This is a genomic window from Prevotella sp. AM23-5 (genome assembly GCF_003473645.1).
Lineage (GTDB): Bacteria > Bacteroidota > Bacteroidia > Bacteroidales > Bacteroidaceae > Prevotella > Prevotella copri_A.
In genome coordinates this window covers 1-16,871 of the sequence record NZ_QUCG01000024.1, presented here as the reverse complement: position 1 = coordinate 16,871, position 16,871 = coordinate 1, and the positions used below count along the sequence as shown (strand labels likewise).

Genomic DNA, 16,871 nt, shown 5'->3' with positions numbered 1-16,871 from the left:
CGTATTTTAAGATTGTCTATTATATTGAATGTTATTATATGAGAAGATCAACGGATAGCAGAAGGCACGTATCTTTGCCATCAAGCCCCGCTGATGCTTGCTGTAGTATATCTTGTCACCATGCTTCAGACAGAGGAAGCAGAGGCTGAAGAGTGCCAGCAGATTGTGATGCAGCATATAATAGCTCATGCGATGTGCCAGCGCAAACTTCGACTCCCGGGTATGCTCATATATATAGGTATAGAGCATCTGCCAGTTGGGCTGCTGCTGCAATCTGCGATAATTGGCGATACCATAGAGGTAAGGCTGATAGGTAGGGCGGGCATCTACCTTCTTGCCTGCCTGCTTCAGTTCCTCATGACAGGCTGAAGCCAGATTCGTGCGATGCCAGTTCAGCGGTTCATCTACCATCACGATACCGCCGTGCAACTGGGCGCAGATGGCAAGACTCCAATCGTACATGATATTCGGCAGCCAGTATTCACTTGTCTGGATAAACTCCCGGCGGAGCAGCATGGTATGTCCGGCAAATCCGCAGAAGAGCAGCGCCTCCAGGCTGTACTGAGGATTCACAAGATGCGTATGCTCCCTGTCGGCACCACGCAGATGGGTAGAAAAACAGATGTCATGATTGCCGATGGCAGCCACCTGCTTCTCTATCTTGGTAGGAAACCAGACATCATCCTGATCGCTGAAAGCCACAAAATCGCCCGTTGCCTTCATCGCAGCCGACTTGAAGTTCTGATTGAATCCCAGATTGCTGGCATTGCGCGAGAAATGTATGATAGGATACTTCTCGGCATAGGCTGTGCAAATCGCCACCGTATCATCCGTAGAACCATCATCCTGGATGATGATCTCCTTCAGGGGATAGGTCTGCGAGAGTATAGAATCCAACTGCTCCCTGATATATTCGGCACCATTGTAGGTGCCCATAATGATTGAAACTGTCTTATCTGTATTCATCCTTTATTCTGATTTATTCATATGAACCCATCAAGGTTACTTCTTTCCCATTTTCTTCTTCACGAAACCCATACACTCCTTCAGAATGGCGGCACCGGCAATACGCATCACCAGATAGTACAGCACCACAGCCATCAGAATGCGGCAAAGCAGGAGCAGCCACAGATTGTGGATAGACTGCGTGGCAAAATAGGTAGCCGTCATCACCGACAGGGCTGCCAGCGCAAACGGCAGGATATCCTTCAGGAACATCCATACCCGATAGCCTATCAGGCAACGGGAGAAATACTGCCATACGAACAGCCAGATGATGTTCAGCAGCACGTAGGCAATGACCATCGTGCGGATGCCCCAATGCCATATCAGAATCATCGTCAGAATCTGAACCACACCCAGGGCAAAGGTCACCCCAAAATAAGTACCCGACTTACCGTTGCTCACCACCAGACTCGACATGAGCTGACTCATCGGAATGATGGCACCACTCACGCAGAGAATCTGCAGCAGGAAGGCACTCGCCAGCCATTTTTCGGTGATAGCCAGGACGATGAACTCCCTAGCCACCATTCCAAATCCCAGCATCAGCGGGAAGGTGATGAATGCCGTGAAGCGGATCAGCTTGCGCAAGGCTTCCAACTGGCGTCCAGGCTGCTCACGAAGATCTACCAGCACTGGCTGAGCCACCGAATCCACCATTCCCTGTATCACGCTGTAAGCCTTGAAGTTCCACTGCGAAGCCTGGTTGTAATTACCCGTATCATGCGCCGTGAAGTAATGACCCAGCAGGATATTCAGCACATTGTTGTTGATATGCGTGGTGATGGTGGAAGCCAGCAGTTTGCAGCTGAACTTGAACATCCTGCGGATAGGTTCGAAATCGAACCGCAGACTCGGGCGCCACGGAGAATAATGCCAGAACAGCGCCGTATTCACGATGCTGTAAACGATGGTCTGGGTAGCCAAAGCCCAATAAGACATGTCGCAAAACGCCATGATCACTCCTACCACACTCGAAAAGAGCGTGGCGATGATGCCCGACTGCGCCCTCTGCTTCACCATCATGTGCTTGAAGAGATAAGCCGACTGAGCCGTACAGAGGCTGGAGAATAACAGCGACAGGAATGCATACCGGCAAAGAGGAACCAGTGCCGGAGTATGATAATAGCCCGCTATCAGAGGGGCACAGAGAAAAAGTACCAGGTATAGAAAACCACCTACAGAGATATTAAACCAGAATACGGAGTTATAGTCATTATCTGTAGGTTCCTTGATATTCGTGATAGCCGTGATGAAGCCCGAATTCTGCAAGGCATTGGCTATCAGAGAAAAAACAGTAATCATAGCGATCATACCATAATCGCTTGGCGACAACAGTCTGCCCAGGACGATGCCGAATACCAGTCCGATAACCTGCATCGCCCCATTGTTCATGGCTCCCCAGAAGAGACCCTTTGCTGTTTTTTCCTTTAATGTTTCTGCCATTTAAATTTATTTTTTCTTGCTAAAACCATGCGAACTAGCGCTTGAAGAGACTCCTCACCACAAACCAGGTATGCACCAGAACCGTGGTGACAATGCCATAGTTGCTGCGCATCACCTCAAAACGCTCCTTGAGCGAAGCCTTGTGGTTCTGCACCGACATGCCGCCATCCAGATAGTTGGTGATGACTGCATGCACATTGCGCAACGGAAGATGGCGCTGCTGAGCCGCCTTCATGATGCGGATGCACCAATCCACATCTGCCGAAAGGCGATAGTGAAGATTATAATGGATTTGGCGGGCGATATCCGTACGGGCATAAAACGACTGATGACAGACGAGCATCCCCCACTTGAACGAGCGCCAGTTCAGCTTCTCGGGAGGCGAAAGACGGCGATGGCGCAGGAATCTTCCTTCGTCATTCACGATATCGGTATCTCCATAAAGCACGCCCGGCAGGTTCTCGCCCTCGCCTACGCATCCCTCCACATACTCCAGGGTATCGTCGGAAGGAAAGACATCTCCCGCATTCAGAAACACGAGATAGTCACCCGTAGCACGGTCGATGCCCTTGTTCATGGCGTCATAGAGTCCCTTGTCTGGTTCCGAATAGACCACGATTTCGTGGGCATTCTCTCCAGCCTTTGCCCTGTTCTGGTATGCCCGAACCATTGCCAGGGTCTTGTCCTTCGAAACACCATCTATGATCAGGTGCTCGATGTTGCAGTAAGTCTGCTTATTGACACTATCCAATGTACGCTGCAACACACGCTCAGCATTGTAGGTACAGGTTACGACGGTAAACTTAATCATATCCGGTAGTTTTTAAAGGCCATCGCCTGATTATACACCTCAACATATTTCAGCGCCACCGCATGCTGCGAATAGTTATGCATCACCTTCTGCAGGCACGCCTTCTTCAGATTCTCCTCATCGGCTTCTTCCAGCACCCAGTGGATTCCAGCCGCCAGATCCTTGGCATCGCGGTAGTTTGCCACATATCCGTTCTTCTGATGATCGATCATCTCCGGTATGCCGCCCACCTTGAATCCTACGCTCGGCACGCCGCAAGCCATCGCCTCCATGATGGTATTCGGCAGATTCTCCGACAGGGAAGGGAGCACGAAGACATCGGCAGCATTGTAGATATCTGCGATGCGCTTGTCATCACTCACATAACCGAGCGAAACGATCGGGAACGAAAGCTTGCCTTCGAACTCCTCGCTGTGTCCACCCAGTATTGCCACGCAGGTGTTCTCCCTCATCTCGGGATGCTGCTCAGCCATCAGCCGGCACGCCTCTATCAGATAATCCATGCCCTTATAGGGATTGGTGGCTCTCTGGGCGATGAAGAGGATGATGCGCTTGTCCTTCGGCAGCTGCGTGCGCAGACGGGATTCCAGCTTATCCTGCGGACAATATACATGGGTATCTATTGGATTGGGAATCGTCTCGATGCGATGACCCGCCAGGAGTCCGCTCAGCCGTGCTTCACCCGCCAGCCATCTGCTGCAGGTAACAAAGGAAAGAGCCCCGCTATTATACACCTTCTGCTTCTTCTTCCATATCTTAGCCGACAGATCGTTCTTTCCCCCGTTTCCCGGCAGATACTTGCAGTTGCCGCAGCCATTGTTGTAATGATGGCAACCCAGGGTAAGATGACAGATGGATGAAGCCGGCCAGATGTCGTGCATGGTCCATACCACCGGTTTTCCGCTGCTGATGATCTTCCGGATGGTCTTCAGCGAAAGCATGCCCTGATTGACCCAGTGCAGATGGATGATGTCAGCCTCCTTGAACTCTGGCAGGGAAGTGATGTCGTATCCCGCATTGGCGATATCAAGTGCAAAGAGATTCTTCTTGGAAAAATGAAGGCGGCAGAAGATGCACCAGCGCTCCCACAGAAAATTCCACTGCATCCTGAGCGAGCGTGGCAACCCCACCACGGTAATATCATCGGTCACCTTATCGCGCACCAGCATCTTAGCCTTAACACCATTGTTGTTAAGGGCATCCATCAGGCGGTTGGCAGCTACGGCAGCTCCACCCGCCTTCTCACTTGTATTTACTATGAGTACTCTCATGATTATCCTTTTAATTCTGCTTGCAAAGATAATGTAAAAATTTGAGTTAGCGAAGAAAAAAGGAGACTTTTCTGAGATAAAGAGAATGTTTTTTCTGAAATGATGAGAATGGATATAATAAAACATGCCACAACTCTCAACGAGCTGTGGCATGCACTATGTTTAACTTAAAAATTCTAATCAAAATAGTCTCACGACCTTCTCAATTATCTGTTAAACAATCTACCTTAAAACCTAATAACTAAAAACCTAAATCTATTACTACTAACCTAAACAATCTATTAACCTTTTGACGCTGCAAAGATAGTACTTTTTCTACGAATCTCCAAATAATTCGGCAAAAAAAGTATTATTTTTGAGATTTTTTGATATAAATCAACGAATTATTAGAAATTTCATCAAAAACTAACGAGTTTTTAACCCTCATTAAGCCTTTTCTATCAATACTGTAGCGTAAGCTGAGATTCCTTCCATTCTTCCGGTAAAGCCCAACTTCTCTGTGGTTGTAGCCTTGATGGAGATCTGGTCTTCCTCTACACCCATCACTTTTGCCAGGCATTCCTTCATGGCAGGAACATGCGGATTGAGCTTCGGACGCTCTGCACAGACCGTTGCATCGATGTTGCCCAGGGTATATCCCTTGGTGGCAATCAGGTCCATCGTCTTCTTGAGCAGAATCTTGGAATCCACATTCAGGGTCTCTGCTGCCGTATCCGGGAAATGATAACCGATATCACGCATATTGGCTGCACCCAGCAGGGCATCACAAATGGCGTGAATCAACACGTCGGCGTCACTGTGGCCGAGCAAACCCAACTCATAATCTATCTTGATACCACCCATCCACAAGTCCCGGTTCTCTACCAGCTTGTGAACATCGTATCCGAATCCTACACGAATATTCATAATCTTATATTTATAATTAAAGTTATTAATATGTTTATATTCTGTCCTGCCTATCGCTTGAACAGGTCTTTCAATCCGTCCATATCGAATGCCAGCGTAAAGCGCAGGGTCTGGTCGAGCGGATTGCTCTTGGCGGTGGCTACCACATAGGAAGCATCGAGCGAGAAGACATTCATCTTGAAACCGGCTCCCACCGTGAAGTACTTGCGGTTGCCCTTGCTCTGGCTCTCGTGATGATAACCGGCACGCAGGGCAAACTTGTCATTATATACATACTCGGCACCTACGCCATAGTTGATTTCCTCCAGCTCTTCCTTGAATCCACCTGGGGCATCGCTGAAGCTCCTGAAGATGCCGCTGATGCCCGAAATATCGTTGTATTCGCGATGCACACGGTCTTCATACTCCGAGTTGTCCTCTCCCTCCTTCTGAGCTGGAACCGTCGGCACGAGATACTTGTTGGCATCTGCGGCTATGGTAAAGCGGTTGTACTCGTCGATAGGAATCATCAGCGAGGCACCCAGACGCAGATTGGTAGGCAGGAACTCGCCATACTCCTGACCGCTGAAGGTAATCTTGCTGCCGATATTCGAAATGTTCAGACCTACGCCCAACTGGCACTCACGCGGTCCGATGTTGACATAGTTCTGATAATAGGCTGCGATATCCGCCGCAAAAGCCGAGGCTGGCGAATTTTCCTCCTGATAGTCGAAGCGCAGGTCGGAATAGATCCAGCGGATAGCTGCCGCCAGAGAGAATTTCTCGCTGAGCATCAGAGAGTAAGCCACATCGATCGACATCTCATAGGGATTGATGGTCATCGCATTGTCATCTTTTCCCGGCTCAGAAAGAAACACCTCACCCATATTGAAATAACGGAGCGAAGCGGATACGGCACTGTAATCGCCTATGCGGTAATAGCCCGAGAGATAGGCGAGATTCATGTCGTTGACCAGCGAGCGGAGCCATGGAGTGAAGTTCAGCGCCACGCCCGCCCTGGAGATGTTGAAAGGATACTTTGCCGGATTCCAATACTGCGAGTTGACATCCGGATCGGTTGCCGCACCCACATCACCCAGACCGCCGCCGCGGGCATCGGGCGCTATGGTCTGAGAGATGACGGCATAGTTTACCGGATTGAAAAGACTCTCCTTGGTATCTCCCTCTCCGTTCTGCGCCGATGCCGTCAGCGCCCATACCGAGAGGAAACCGGTTGCGAATATCTTGACGATTCTATTCATACTACATGATTTTATATGATGATATTTTCTATTTTATAATGATCAGTTTCCGGGTCTTGGAGGCATAGCTGCTGCCATCCGATGAAACCTTGACCCGATACAGATAGATGCCCGTACCCAGAGGGCGACCGCCATCTACCGACAGATCCCACTTCACGGTATAGACCTCCGAAGCCGGCACTCCGCTCTCGGCATGGCGCCAGAGCTGTCTGCCCGAAGTATCATAGAGTTCGATCACCACATCCATCCGGCTCTCCGTCCTGTCGTGAGAAACGATGAAGGTGGTGCTGCTGCGGGCTGGATTCTCCGTCACGCCCACATCGAAGAGCGATGGAGCCAGACCGCTTACCACATTGAAGTGGAGGGTGGTGGTAGAACTGTTGTTCTGGATATCCCATGCCGTGAAGGTAAGCTGATGCCTGCCTGGCGGAAGTTCCGGAATACTGTAGCAGGTGGAACCGCTGGTATAGGTTCCGAAATCATACGAGAAATAACCGTTGAGATTGTAGGTCTTCGACTGATCTCCGTCTATCACCAGCTTCAGGTCATGGCCGAGTCCGCTTCCTGCGGCATTGATTCCGTCCTTGTCTGATATCCTTGCCACGAAATAAGGGGTGGTATTCACATTGCCGCCATCCACGAAGGTTGGCGAGTTCAGATAGCAGAATACCGACGGACCGATGGAGTCATTTTCTGCCACCACGCTGCCGCCCACCTTGAACCGTGCGCTTTCTCCATTCGCCCGCAGCGCCTTGTCGTTGCTGACGGCATAGAGATTCATCAGTCCGGTATCACCCGAATAATTGATATCCTTAGGTACGGCAAAGCTGAAGGCGAACTTTCCGCCGGATACGCTGTCAGCACCCTGATAGAGTGTCTTCTGGCGGTCGTAATACTGGAAGGCTGTGGAGGCTCCGTCGGCTGTGGCATCATTCAGCTTGCAGGTAACCAGTTCCCTGGAATCCCTTACCGTAGCCGTCACTACCCCCTGGAAATCCACATCCGTCTCCACATGTCCCGCAATCCTGGCTATATCTCCGGCTCTCAGCAGCGGAATCGTATCGGTGCGCTGGCAGGAGATGCCGTTGATGGAATCCACCACTACCTTCATCATCGGCAGGTTGAGCGAGAGGGCGGGATCTCCGAGCAGGGCATACTGCAGATGGTTTTCCGAGCGGTCTATCTCGCCCGCCATCACATTGCCCAGCATCACGTCGTTCTGCGCCAGCCGGTGTGCCTCGCCTATCGCAATCGGCTTGCCGTCTTCCCGGCTCAGCACCCTGCGCAGGAAGGCACGGTTCATATACTTGTTCTGCTGGGCAAACACGGTACGCGTGGTACCGTAGAATGCCACAGCTCCACCTTTTTCATTCAGCAGGGCAGCCTCGCCGATGGTAGATTTCGTACCATCATAAGGCATGATGTCGCAGGATGCCGTCACCCACAGCGGCAGATTCTCGTTTCTGAACGATTCGAAATCCGTGATCTTGAGCACGTTTTCATGCGAAATCTGGGTCTCGCTTCCATGCCCGGCATAATCCATCACCAGGGCACCATTAGCCTGCTGCTGCCTGATGATACTGGAGACTTCGGGATAGGTATTTCCCGTTGAGGAGGTCTGTCGGGTATAGGCATCCCACATCACCTTTCTGATGAGATAGCCCGGATACAGCGAGGCGATATCGTCTGCCACCTCGTTGGCATCCACCATATGGAGATTCTCGTTGCCGTCATCGCCCATGAACATCAGGGTGTTCTGCCAGGCTCCGGCATTGGCGTTCTTCTTGTAGCTGATGGTCTTGTCCACCAGTATCTTGGCTTCCTGCGCCGTGGTCACCGGGAATCGTCCTACCGCCACATCCTGCAGTTCGGTTTTCGGATCGGCACCCTTTCCTTCGCCGATGATTCCCAGCCAGCTGTCGCTCACGTAGCAGGTGGTCTTGCTGAACGAGTCATCGCTCTCATGACAGAGCAGGTAATCATCCGGATTCAGCAGTCTGCAATCTGCCGTGAGCATCCGGTTGTCCCATACGCAGTCGCCGAAGAGCAGGAGATACTTAGGCATGTCTGCAGCCGTAGCCGCCCTGTCGCTCAGCATCCGCAGATAGCGGCGGTAGGCATTGGCATCGGGGGTACCGCTGGAGAATTCATTATAGAGTTCGTCGGCGGGCACGATATTCACCCGCAGCCCGTCGTGGGTTTCGTGAAATTCCTTGAGCCGCTGTGCCTGCTTGAGCAGTTTCTGCGAGGTTGGGATGATGATTACCATATCGGCAGCCCCGTCGGCATGGTGATCCTGCGGTGTGATGCCATACACATACTCGGCTGCAGGAATCCGGCTTCCGAAACCGGCAAAGGGCGCAGGCTGCTCCCAAGTTACGGCTACATAATCCAGATGAACCGGTCCACCGCTGAGTGGCTGTATCTCGATGGTATCCTTCTCCCCGAAATCCTGAAGCGGATAGGTGGCGCTCCTTTCCACGCCTACCGTATAGGCACTGCTGCTGGTATTGGTAGGCAATTGGAGATTCAGGGTTCCCAGTTCCTGCCGATTCTTCCTGATCTGCACCTGGGTGTTGGTACCGGCGGTAGCAGCCACCACCAGTTTTCCCCGGCTGCATTCGGTAGGATTGGTGATGACCACCTTCTGGGTATCGCCCACCTTGACGGCTGTAGGATGGAAGAGATTCCTTCCACCCTGCATCCAGCTGAACCCATCTACTTCATAAAGAGAATGATAATCTTCCGGCATCGGATGGCAGGAAGATACGAAAGAGGCTGAATCAGCCCAGAGACTCGGCGCCTCATCGCTCTGGGTGATGAAATAACAGCCATAGTCAGAATAGGGATTGCGGGTGCGCACCGTAGCCGTAGGGCTGCTCCAGCTCACCGCACCGCAGGCATAGAAATAATGTCTGCCATCCACTACATATTGCGGCACCTCCTTCAGGTCGTCAGTCTCCCGAATATCCTGGGCATAGAGCGCTTCGTTCTGGAGATTTCCTCCATAACCGTAGATCTTCACCTTGCTGATATCCGAAAAACCGGCACGGCGCACCACGTCGGCAGTCAACTGATGAATACCCGTTTCGCTCACCCTGATCTTTGCCCATTTTCCGCTTGCCAGCACAGAATGGTCGGCATAGGCGGGAGAAGAATCCTCCCCGCCGCGGGTCTGCAGTCGGGCTTCCTGCTGCGAACGTGTCAGCAGATGTAACTGGCTCTGTGAACGTTTCAGCGGCTTCGCCTGGATATCCAGCATGAAGCTCACCAGCGCCTGATATCTGTGCTCCCTGAAAACCAGAGGAGAAAAGGAAATCACCAGCAAGCCTTGCTTCCGGCATTCGGTTACCTGCTGGCAGATGACCACCTGCTCAGGGAGAGCAGCGCCCGAAAGTAGGTTGTAATGAGAAATATCGGTAGCAGGCATATCCACATACTCCGGATATTTCACTGTTACCGTATAGATAGAATCCTGATAATCACCCTGCAAAGGCAAAGAATATACGAATTGAGGCAATATGGAGTCCACCTTCACCTCCTGCGAGGTAAGGTTGAAGAATCTCTGTGCAGCAGCAGGCAGCGCCATCAGCACCAGCACTGCCACGATACAGAGGTATTGCCATATTCTACTCTTATTCATATATTCTTTTATTCTTTATTTGCACATAAAGTCGAGCACCTTTCTATCTTCGAGATAGCCCTCCAGATGGTCGTCGATCTTCACCGGACCGCATCCTGTAGGACAACCCGTATAGAGCAGGTCTCCTGTCTTGAGCGTAAAATACTGGCTGATGTAGGAGATGATTTCATCCACCTTGTAGAGCATATCGCTCGAACAGCCTTCCTGCACATTCTCGCCGTTGATGTTGAGATGGAAGTGGATAGCCTGGATGTCACGGAACTTCTGGATATCTACCCATTTGCCGATAGCGGCAGAACCGTCGAATCCCTTGGCAAGCTCCCATGGCTGTCCAGCCTCTCTCAGCTTCTTCTGCATCTCGCGGGCGGTAAAGTCGATGCCCACGGTCACCGCATCATAATAGCGGTGGGCGAAACGCTGCGGAATGGTCTTGCCCAACTTGCAGATACGCACCACCAGCTCGGTCTCATACTCTATTCTTCCCAGATGATCTGGGATGAAGAAAGGCTTGCCGTTGTTGAGCAGCGCAGAATCAGCCTTCGTAAAAATAACAGGACGCTCTGGTTTAGATAACGTACCATGCAGCGATTTATTGTGTTCGGTATAGTTCATACCGATAGCAAATATCTTCATAACCCAAAAATATATATAAAAAAGAAATGGGAGTTAGAAGCAAAGCTAAGCTTTAACTCCATAACTCCCGGATATTCTAATTTAACTATAAGTCAAATTAATGGTTGCGATGAGCAAAATGATTACTCAGCAACGAGTGTGAAGCGCTTGTAAGCAGTGATCTTGAGATCCTTACTCTGAGAAGCGAGGTACTGAGCAACAGTCTGCTTGTCGCCATCACCGAACTGGAACTCCTGGTCAACGAGGCAGTTCTCCTTGAAGAACTTAGCCAGACGACCGTTAGCGATGTTCTGGATCATAGTTGGGTTCAAAGAAGCAGCCTTCTCCTCACCTACAGTCTTCTTGATGTTGCGAGCCTCCTCAGCCTGCTCAGGTGTCAACCAACCCTTCTTGGTGTTGCTCTCGATGTGATCCTCAGAGTCAACGTGAGCTGGGTTGATGCCAGCCTTCTTCAAAGCAGCGTTAACAGCCTTCTCTACGAGCTCCTCCTTAGTCTTGGCAACAGCAACCTCGAGCTCTGTCTTCTTAGTCTCCTCAGAAACAGAAGACTCGTCGAGAGCTACAGGGCGCATAGCAGCTACCTGCATAGCTACCTTGTGACCAGCCTCCTCGTTGTTCTCGTTGAGCTGAACCATAGTACAGAGAGTGTGCTTGCCCATGTGGTCGTAAACCTCGATGTTCTCACCCTCGAGAACGCAGTAGCCGTCGAGCTCCATCTTCTCACCGGTGATACCAGAACGCTGTGTAACAGCAGCCTGAGCATCAGAGTCGCCGATCTTCAAAGCCTTCACCTCGTCGAGGGTCTGAGCCTTAGCAGCGATAGCAGCATCGAGGATGTCAGATGTCAACTTGATGAAGTCAGCACCGTTAGCTACGAAGTCAGTCTCACACTTCAGAGCGATGATAGCAGCGAAATCGTTAACCTTCTTAACGAGAACGCAACCATTAGAAGTCTCACGGTCAGAACGCTTAGCAGCGATAGCGAGACCACGCTCACGGAGCAACTCCTTTGCCTTATCGAAATCACCTTCAGCCTCTGTGAGTGCCTTCTTAACGTCAGCAAGACCAGCACCAGTCATAGCGCGAAGTTTCTTGATATCTTCAATTGAAACAGCCATAATATTTTCTAATATTAAAAGTTAATAATAATCTTTGGTTTAAAAGTACTAAAGCCATCGAATCATAAAACAGAATCAATGGCTCCAGTATATTTTTGTTTGCCTAATTACTCAGCCTCGTCCTTGCGGGCAGCCTTCTTCTTAGGCTGATCCTTCTGCTCTGCAGCCTTGTCGTCAGCCTTCTCAGCCTTACGCTCCTCAAGACCCTCAGCGATAGCACCGCAAACTGCAGAGAGGATAGCCTCTACTGAGTCCTTAGCGTCATCGTTAGCTGGGATAACGTAGTCGATATTCTTTGGATCTGAGTTGGTATCAACGATACCGAACACAGGGATACCAAGACGGTTAGCCTCCTTAACAGCGATGTGCTCCTTCATTACGTCAACTACGAAGAGTGCGCTTGGGAGACGTGTCAAGTCAGCGATAGAACCGAGGTTCTTCTCCAACTTAGCACGCTGGCGGCTGATCTGCAGCAACTCGCGCTTTGAGAGGTTAGAGAATGTACCATCGTTCAACAGCTTGTCGATGTTTGTCATTTTCTTAACTGCCTTACGGATTGTAGGGAAGTTGGTAAGCATACCACCAGCCCAACGCTCGTTTACGTATGGCATATTGATAGAAGCTGCCTTCTCGGCAACTGCATCCTTAGCTTGTTTTTTAGTAGCGACAAACAGGATCTTCTTACCTGTCTTGGCGATTTCCTTGAGGGCCTCAGCAGCCTCGTCAACCTTAGCAACAGTCTTGTTGAGGTCGATAATATGAATACCGTTACGCTCCATGAAGATGTAAGGAGCCATTGCTGGGTTCCACTTGCGACGGAGGTGTCCGAAGTGGCAACCTGCCTGAAGTAACTGGTCAAAATTTGTTCTTGACATTGTCTTTTTCTTGTTTAAATGTTGTTTACTTTCTTTTGAATTCTAGCTAGAATCAGTCGATGAGTAGTCCCCGATTAATGGAATCTCACCGATTTAGATACTAAACTTTTTAGCTCAGCTATAATAATCTGAATATATATATAAATATATGTATAAGATTAACGCTTGCTGAACTGGAAGCGACGACGAGCCTTTGGCTGACCTGGCTTCTTACGCTCTACAGCACGTGAGTCACGTGTCATGAAGCCTGCATCCTTCAATGCCTTCTTATCGTTAGCGTCGATCTTAACGAGTGCGCGAGCGATAGCGAGGCGGAGAGCCTGGCTCTGACCGGTGAAACCACCACCGTCGAGGTTTGCCTTAATATCATACTTACCCTCAGCCTCGAGCAACTGCAATGGCTGCTTTACTACATAGCGAAGGATTGCTGATGGGAAATATGTCTCAATATCTTTCTTGTTGATTGTGATCTTACCTGTACCCTCTGAGAGGTATACGCGAGCTACAGCGCTCTTACGGCGACCAATTGCATTAATTACTTCCATTCTACCTTAATTATTTATACTGGTTAATATCAATTGCCTTTGGCTGCTGAGCCTCATGCTTGTGCTCTGTGCCATCGTAAATGAAGAGGTTGTCCATCAAAGAGCGACCGAGAGGGCCCTTTGGCAACATACCCTTAACTGCGTGACGGAGGATCTTGTCCATTCCATCAGGACGCTTGCGCAACTCAGCTGGAGTATTGAAGCGCTGACCACCAGGGTAACCAGTGTAACGTGTGTAAACCTTATCTGTCTCCTTCTTACCAGAGAAAACAGCCTTAGCGGCATTGATAATGATTACGTTGTCACCACAATCTACGTGTGGAGTGAAAGTTGGCTTGTACTTACCACGAAGCAACTTAGCTACCTTTGAGCAAAGGCGACCTACTACCTGGTCTGTTGCATCGATTACAACCCACTCTTTCTTAGCTGTCTCCTTATTAACAGAGATAGTCTTGAAACTTAATGTGTCCATTTTAAAATTTAAATTTACTACTAAAAAACGTTTTAATCTTTTCTTACTCACTTAATTTCGGATAGGTGATTCACTAACCGCAAATCCCGGCCACAGGATGTGCTATTAACACACCATACCCAGGGGACTCTAAGTGTATCCCCGAAATAATCGGACTGCAAAATTACACATTTTTATTTGATTATGTGTAAGTTACGAACCGCAGCCCCTATCTTTTATAATTATTTAACTTAGTTTGTCGTGTTTTGTTATTTCCATCCGTTTTTATGGCTTTTTGCATTTCCCAAGCATCTCCTATATATAATCAAGCTCTTCTGTACATATCAAGCTTCTTCTGTACATATCAAGCTTCTTCTGTACATATCAAGCTTCTTCTATATATAATAAGGTGTAAGGTTCGCAGTGAGCCCCACACGCCCTGAAAGGGCAGAAGCTCCTAGCCCAGGGCATCGCCCTGGGTATAACGGCAGTCAGCAAGACGCCCTGTAAGGGCAAAAGCTTTCAGACACAAGGCATAAAAACAGCAATGGGATTTCGATACCCCTATCGAAACCCCATTGTTATTCTTGTATAAGTAAAAGATGATGAAAGCGTTTCACAACGCCGTTTTATTTTTTCTGGTGCAAAGGTACAACAAAAACCGTATGCTAGGGGGTAATTTTTAGCATATATGGGGGTAAGATCTGTTTTTTCAGCATATATCAAGCCAAAATTACCCCCCCCTAAACGATTTTTACTACTTAACCCATCTTTTTTCAAGGTCAAAATCTAAAGAAAAAGAACTTAAAAATACGATTACTACCATATCAATGAAACTTTTCCGGGCTACCAATGAAACTATTTCGGGGATAGGAATGAAACTATCCCCGGCTACCAATGAAACTATCCCCAGGAATATCTATGAAACTATCCAGGAATATCTATGAAACGATTCCTTCATTAGATGACGGTAATCCAGATACCTTCCCCCTGATTCTCCGCTGCCTGGATGCGATTCATCAGACGATGGAGCCAGATACGGGAGTTCACCACCATACCCTTTACGCGGTTCTCGCCTACCAGAATGCAACCCTGGGTATCGTCGGGATAGTTGCCGGCATGGATGCGGATGCCCTCGAAACCGGGAACACCCTGCACATACGGCAGCCACTTCTTGAATCGGCGCGACTTGGTGATGAGCACACGATACGAGCCCTCGGGGATGGCAGTGTGGCCCGGAATCTTTCTCGCCACCTTGCCGCTCTCTCGGCTGAAACGGGCATTCTCCTCCTCCGGCTTCAGCTCAACGCCCTTCAGATTGCGCCACGTTGGCTCCAGGGTATCACAGAAGTAGCTGTCCTTAGACAACTTCTCCATATCGAAACTATGCACGAAACTGCGCTTGTCACCGGCAGTCTTGCCGGAAAGGATCTTGCGCTTCACATCACCATCAGTCAACAGATAAAGTCGGCCGATGGTATAAGTATTCTTCTTAGCTATACGCTCTAAAACTATTTCCATAAGTAATTATGAATTTAAAGAATGAATAAAATAAATAATGTATAAATCATAAGTATCAGCGGTTACTGACTCAAATCCTGCCCATCACATCTGTATTTCAGCTTCGTAAAACTGTGATAACTGTTACTGTGATAGTTCTCGCTGCCACGTTTCACGTATTTTCTATACACCCAGGTAGAAAGCAGATGCGCCGTACCCTCTTCCGAGAGTCCCAGGGCTGCACGAGCCTCCACCACCTGCTGCTCGGTAAACGTATCCGGCAACGACTGGAGAAGATTGGAAGGACCACGCTTGTTGGAATGCTCGCCCACATTGTTCGCCTTCTGGATGTCCTCCTCGAAGAAACGCATCTTGCACCACAGGTCGTAACGCTCACTCCAGCGGATGAAATCCTCTATTTCCGGCTCCCATCTGCAGCCGTTGGCAACATAGAGCACGCACGCCTTGAGATAGGCTATCACGTTGGCACGGAACGTGAAGTTCTCGTAGATTCTGTTCTGGGTAACCTGCGAAAAGTCCGCATTCTCCTCACTCAGAATCTCAGCCAGGCGGTAAGCCTCGGGACAGTCTATCAAACCGGTAGCCATACAGAGGTTCTCGATATAGGGCTTCAGCTCCTTGCGAAACTGATCGTCGTAGGTGCCATACACCGGAATCTTATCGCCGATTTCTCTTTGGGGAATGGTGCAGAAGTTGATTCGGCTCAGCGGACCGTCGGTCAGCACCTTGGAGAAATAACGCTGTCCCTTCTGGATGGTGGTAGAGGCATTCCAGTTGAAACGGACGGTTACTCGCTCGGTGACACTTTGGGTTCCCACTCGTGTTTGTCCATATTGATTACCAGGGTCAAAGGCGAGGCACATGATACGGAAATGCTGGTTGCCGATACCTTTCAGGGCATCAAACTGGTCAATCTCGTTGAGCGAAGTATAGAGGAAGTGGCCTTTGGCTTCTGCCGTACGCATCACGAAGGCAGGGTTGGTCATATCCGCATCTATCTCTTGTATAATGAGATTATCGGGTCTTTTGCGCTTATCCTTGTTGGCACCCTTGCGCATCATCTCCTCTTTCCATTCCTTCTCACGCTTCAGGTTTTCCTGGTCACGCTTACGGATATCCTCCATGATCATCGAAATCGGCATCTGCACACAACTTTTACCTGCGCCTGTACCTGCAAGGAGACAGGTCATAAGGGTAGCTTCGTGCTCCACATTATCGATATATCTGAATCTGGTATTCCAAAGATGGGTAGCCAGCGGAGGAAAAATGGCGTGCGCCACAGCCGGCTGATAAATCTCCGGCGTCTTCGAGATCAGCAGTTCCACCAGCTTCGGCAGCTTCCCCGGCATAGGAGGTGGAGGCGGATAAGAGGCGTTGCTACTTTGAACACAGGCGTTACTTTGAACAT

General features: G+C 49.6%; 13 protein-coding genes and 1 pseudogene. All 14 read right to left on the bottom strand.

Going from position 1 to position 16,871, the window contains the following annotated elements:
• Positions 1-6: 6 nt before the first annotated feature.
• Entirely contained in the window at positions 7-966 is a 960-nt protein-coding gene (locus tag DW657_RS07655) for a glycosyltransferase (protein ID WP_118312036.1), read from the bottom strand.
• 36 nt (positions 967-1,002) lie between these two features.
• The gene (locus DW657_RS07650; protein ID WP_118312035.1) at positions 1,003-2,448 is read right to left on the bottom strand and encodes a lipopolysaccharide biosynthesis protein; all 1,446 of its coding nucleotides are present in this window, start codon (positions 2,446-2,448) and stop codon (positions 1,003-1,005) included.
• Between the two features lie 34 nt (positions 2,449-2,482).
• A complete protein-coding gene (locus DW657_RS07645; protein ID WP_089544413.1) occupies positions 2,483-3,259 on the bottom strand; it encodes a glycosyltransferase family 2 protein in 777 nt (258 codons plus the stop codon).
• Positions 3,256-4,530 carry a glycosyltransferase family 4 protein gene (locus DW657_RS07640; protein WP_118312034.1) on the bottom strand — a complete coding sequence of 425 codons (1,275 nt, stop codon included), beginning with the start codon at positions 4,528-4,530 and terminating at the stop codon, positions 3,256-3,258. The genes DW657_RS07645 and DW657_RS07640 overlap by 4 nt, the downstream gene beginning before the upstream one ends.
• A 426-nt stretch (positions 4,531-4,956) precedes the next feature.
• Complete coding sequence (gene ispF, locus DW657_RS07635; RefSeq protein ID WP_117662277.1) at positions 4,957-5,436, bottom strand: 2-C-methyl-D-erythritol 2,4-cyclodiphosphate synthase; 480 nt, start codon at positions 5,434-5,436, stop codon at positions 4,957-4,959.
• Between the two features lie 50 nt (positions 5,437-5,486).
• Positions 5,487-6,677, bottom strand: coding sequence for a type IX secretion system outer membrane channel protein PorV (gene porV / locus DW657_RS07630; RefSeq protein ID WP_118312033.1), 1,191 nt, complete (start codon positions 6,675-6,677; stop codon positions 5,487-5,489).
• A gap of 28 nt (positions 6,678-6,705) precedes the next feature.
• Complete coding sequence (gene porU, locus DW657_RS07625) at positions 6,706-10,320, bottom strand: type IX secretion system sortase PorU (RefSeq protein ID WP_118312032.1); 3,615 nt, start codon at positions 10,318-10,320, stop codon at positions 6,706-6,708.
• 15 nt (positions 10,321-10,335) lie between these two features.
• Positions 10,336-10,953, bottom strand: coding sequence for a fumarylacetoacetate hydrolase family protein (locus DW657_RS07620; protein WP_118312031.1), 618 nt, complete (start codon positions 10,951-10,953; stop codon positions 10,336-10,338).
• A 122-nt stretch (positions 10,954-11,075) separates the two neighbouring features.
• A complete protein-coding gene (gene tsf / locus DW657_RS07615; RefSeq protein ID WP_118312030.1) occupies positions 11,076-12,071 on the bottom strand; it encodes a translation elongation factor Ts in 996 nt (331 codons plus the stop codon).
• 107 nt (positions 12,072-12,178) lie between these two features.
• On the bottom strand, positions 12,179-12,946 hold the full coding sequence (gene rpsB / locus DW657_RS07610) for a 30S ribosomal protein S2 (protein ID WP_118312029.1): 768 nt from the start codon (positions 12,944-12,946) through the stop codon (positions 12,179-12,181).
• 158 nt (positions 12,947-13,104) lie between these two features.
• Positions 13,105-13,491 carry a 30S ribosomal protein S9 gene (rpsI, locus tag DW657_RS07605; RefSeq protein ID WP_089544421.1) on the bottom strand — a complete coding sequence of 129 codons (387 nt, stop codon included), beginning with the start codon at positions 13,489-13,491 and terminating at the stop codon, positions 13,105-13,107.
• Positions 13,492-13,501: 10 nt separating this feature from the next.
• Positions 13,502-13,963 (bottom strand): 50S ribosomal protein L13, encoded by a 462-nt coding sequence (gene rplM, locus DW657_RS07600; protein ID WP_089544422.1) that lies wholly within the window; start codon positions 13,961-13,963, stop codon positions 13,502-13,504.
• Between the two features lie 939 nt (positions 13,964-14,902).
• Complete coding sequence (locus DW657_RS07595) at positions 14,903-15,463, bottom strand: DUF5675 family protein (protein WP_118312028.1); 561 nt, start codon at positions 15,461-15,463, stop codon at positions 14,903-14,905.
• Between the two features lie 62 nt (positions 15,464-15,525).
• Positions 15,526-16,871, bottom strand: a pseudogene (locus tag DW657_RS07590) (hypothetical protein); the annotation flags it as partial.

Bases quoted from the DNA above. Each gene is read 5' to 3' on its own strand.
- DW657_RS07650 (WP_118312035.1), bottom strand. From the start codon at position 2,448: ATGGCAGAAACATTAAAGGAAAAAACAGCAAAGGGTCTCTTCTGGGGA.
- rplM (WP_089544422.1), bottom strand. From the start codon at position 13,963: ATGGACACATTAAGTTTCAAGACTATCTCTGTTAATAAGGAGACAGCT.
- tsf (WP_118312030.1), bottom strand. From the start codon at position 12,071: ATGGCTGTTTCAATTGAAGATATCAAGAAACTTCGCGCTATGACTGGT.
- ispF (WP_117662277.1), bottom strand. From the start codon at position 5,436: ATGAATATTCGTGTAGGATTCGGATACGATGTTCACAAGCTGGTAGAG.
- DW657_RS07620 (WP_118312031.1), bottom strand. From the start codon at position 10,953: ATGAAGATATTTGCTATCGGTATGAACTATACCGAACACAATAAATCG.
- porV (WP_118312033.1), bottom strand. From the start codon at position 6,677: ATGAATAGAATCGTCAAGATATTCGCAACCGGTTTCCTCTCGGTATGG.
- porU (WP_118312032.1), bottom strand. From the start codon at position 10,320: ATGAATAAGAGTAGAATATGGCAATACCTCTGTATCGTGGCAGTGCTG.
- DW657_RS07655 (WP_118312036.1), bottom strand. From the start codon at position 966: ATGAATACAGATAAGACAGTTTCAATCATTATGGGCACCTACAATGGT.
- DW657_RS07640 (WP_118312034.1), bottom strand. From the start codon at position 4,530: ATGAGAGTACTCATAGTAAATACAAGTGAGAAGGCGGGTGGAGCTGCC.
- DW657_RS07595 (WP_118312028.1), bottom strand. From the start codon at position 15,463: ATGGAAATAGTTTTAGAGCGTATAGCTAAGAAGAATACTTATACCATC.
- rpsB (WP_118312029.1), bottom strand. From the start codon at position 12,946: ATGTCAAGAACAAATTTTGACCAGTTACTTCAGGCAGGTTGCCACTTC.
- rpsI (WP_089544421.1), bottom strand. From the start codon at position 13,491: ATGGAAGTAATTAATGCAATTGGTCGCCGTAAGAGCGCTGTAGCTCGC.
- DW657_RS07645 (WP_089544413.1), bottom strand. From the start codon at position 3,259: ATGATTAAGTTTACCGTCGTAACCTGTACCTACAATGCTGAGCGTGTG.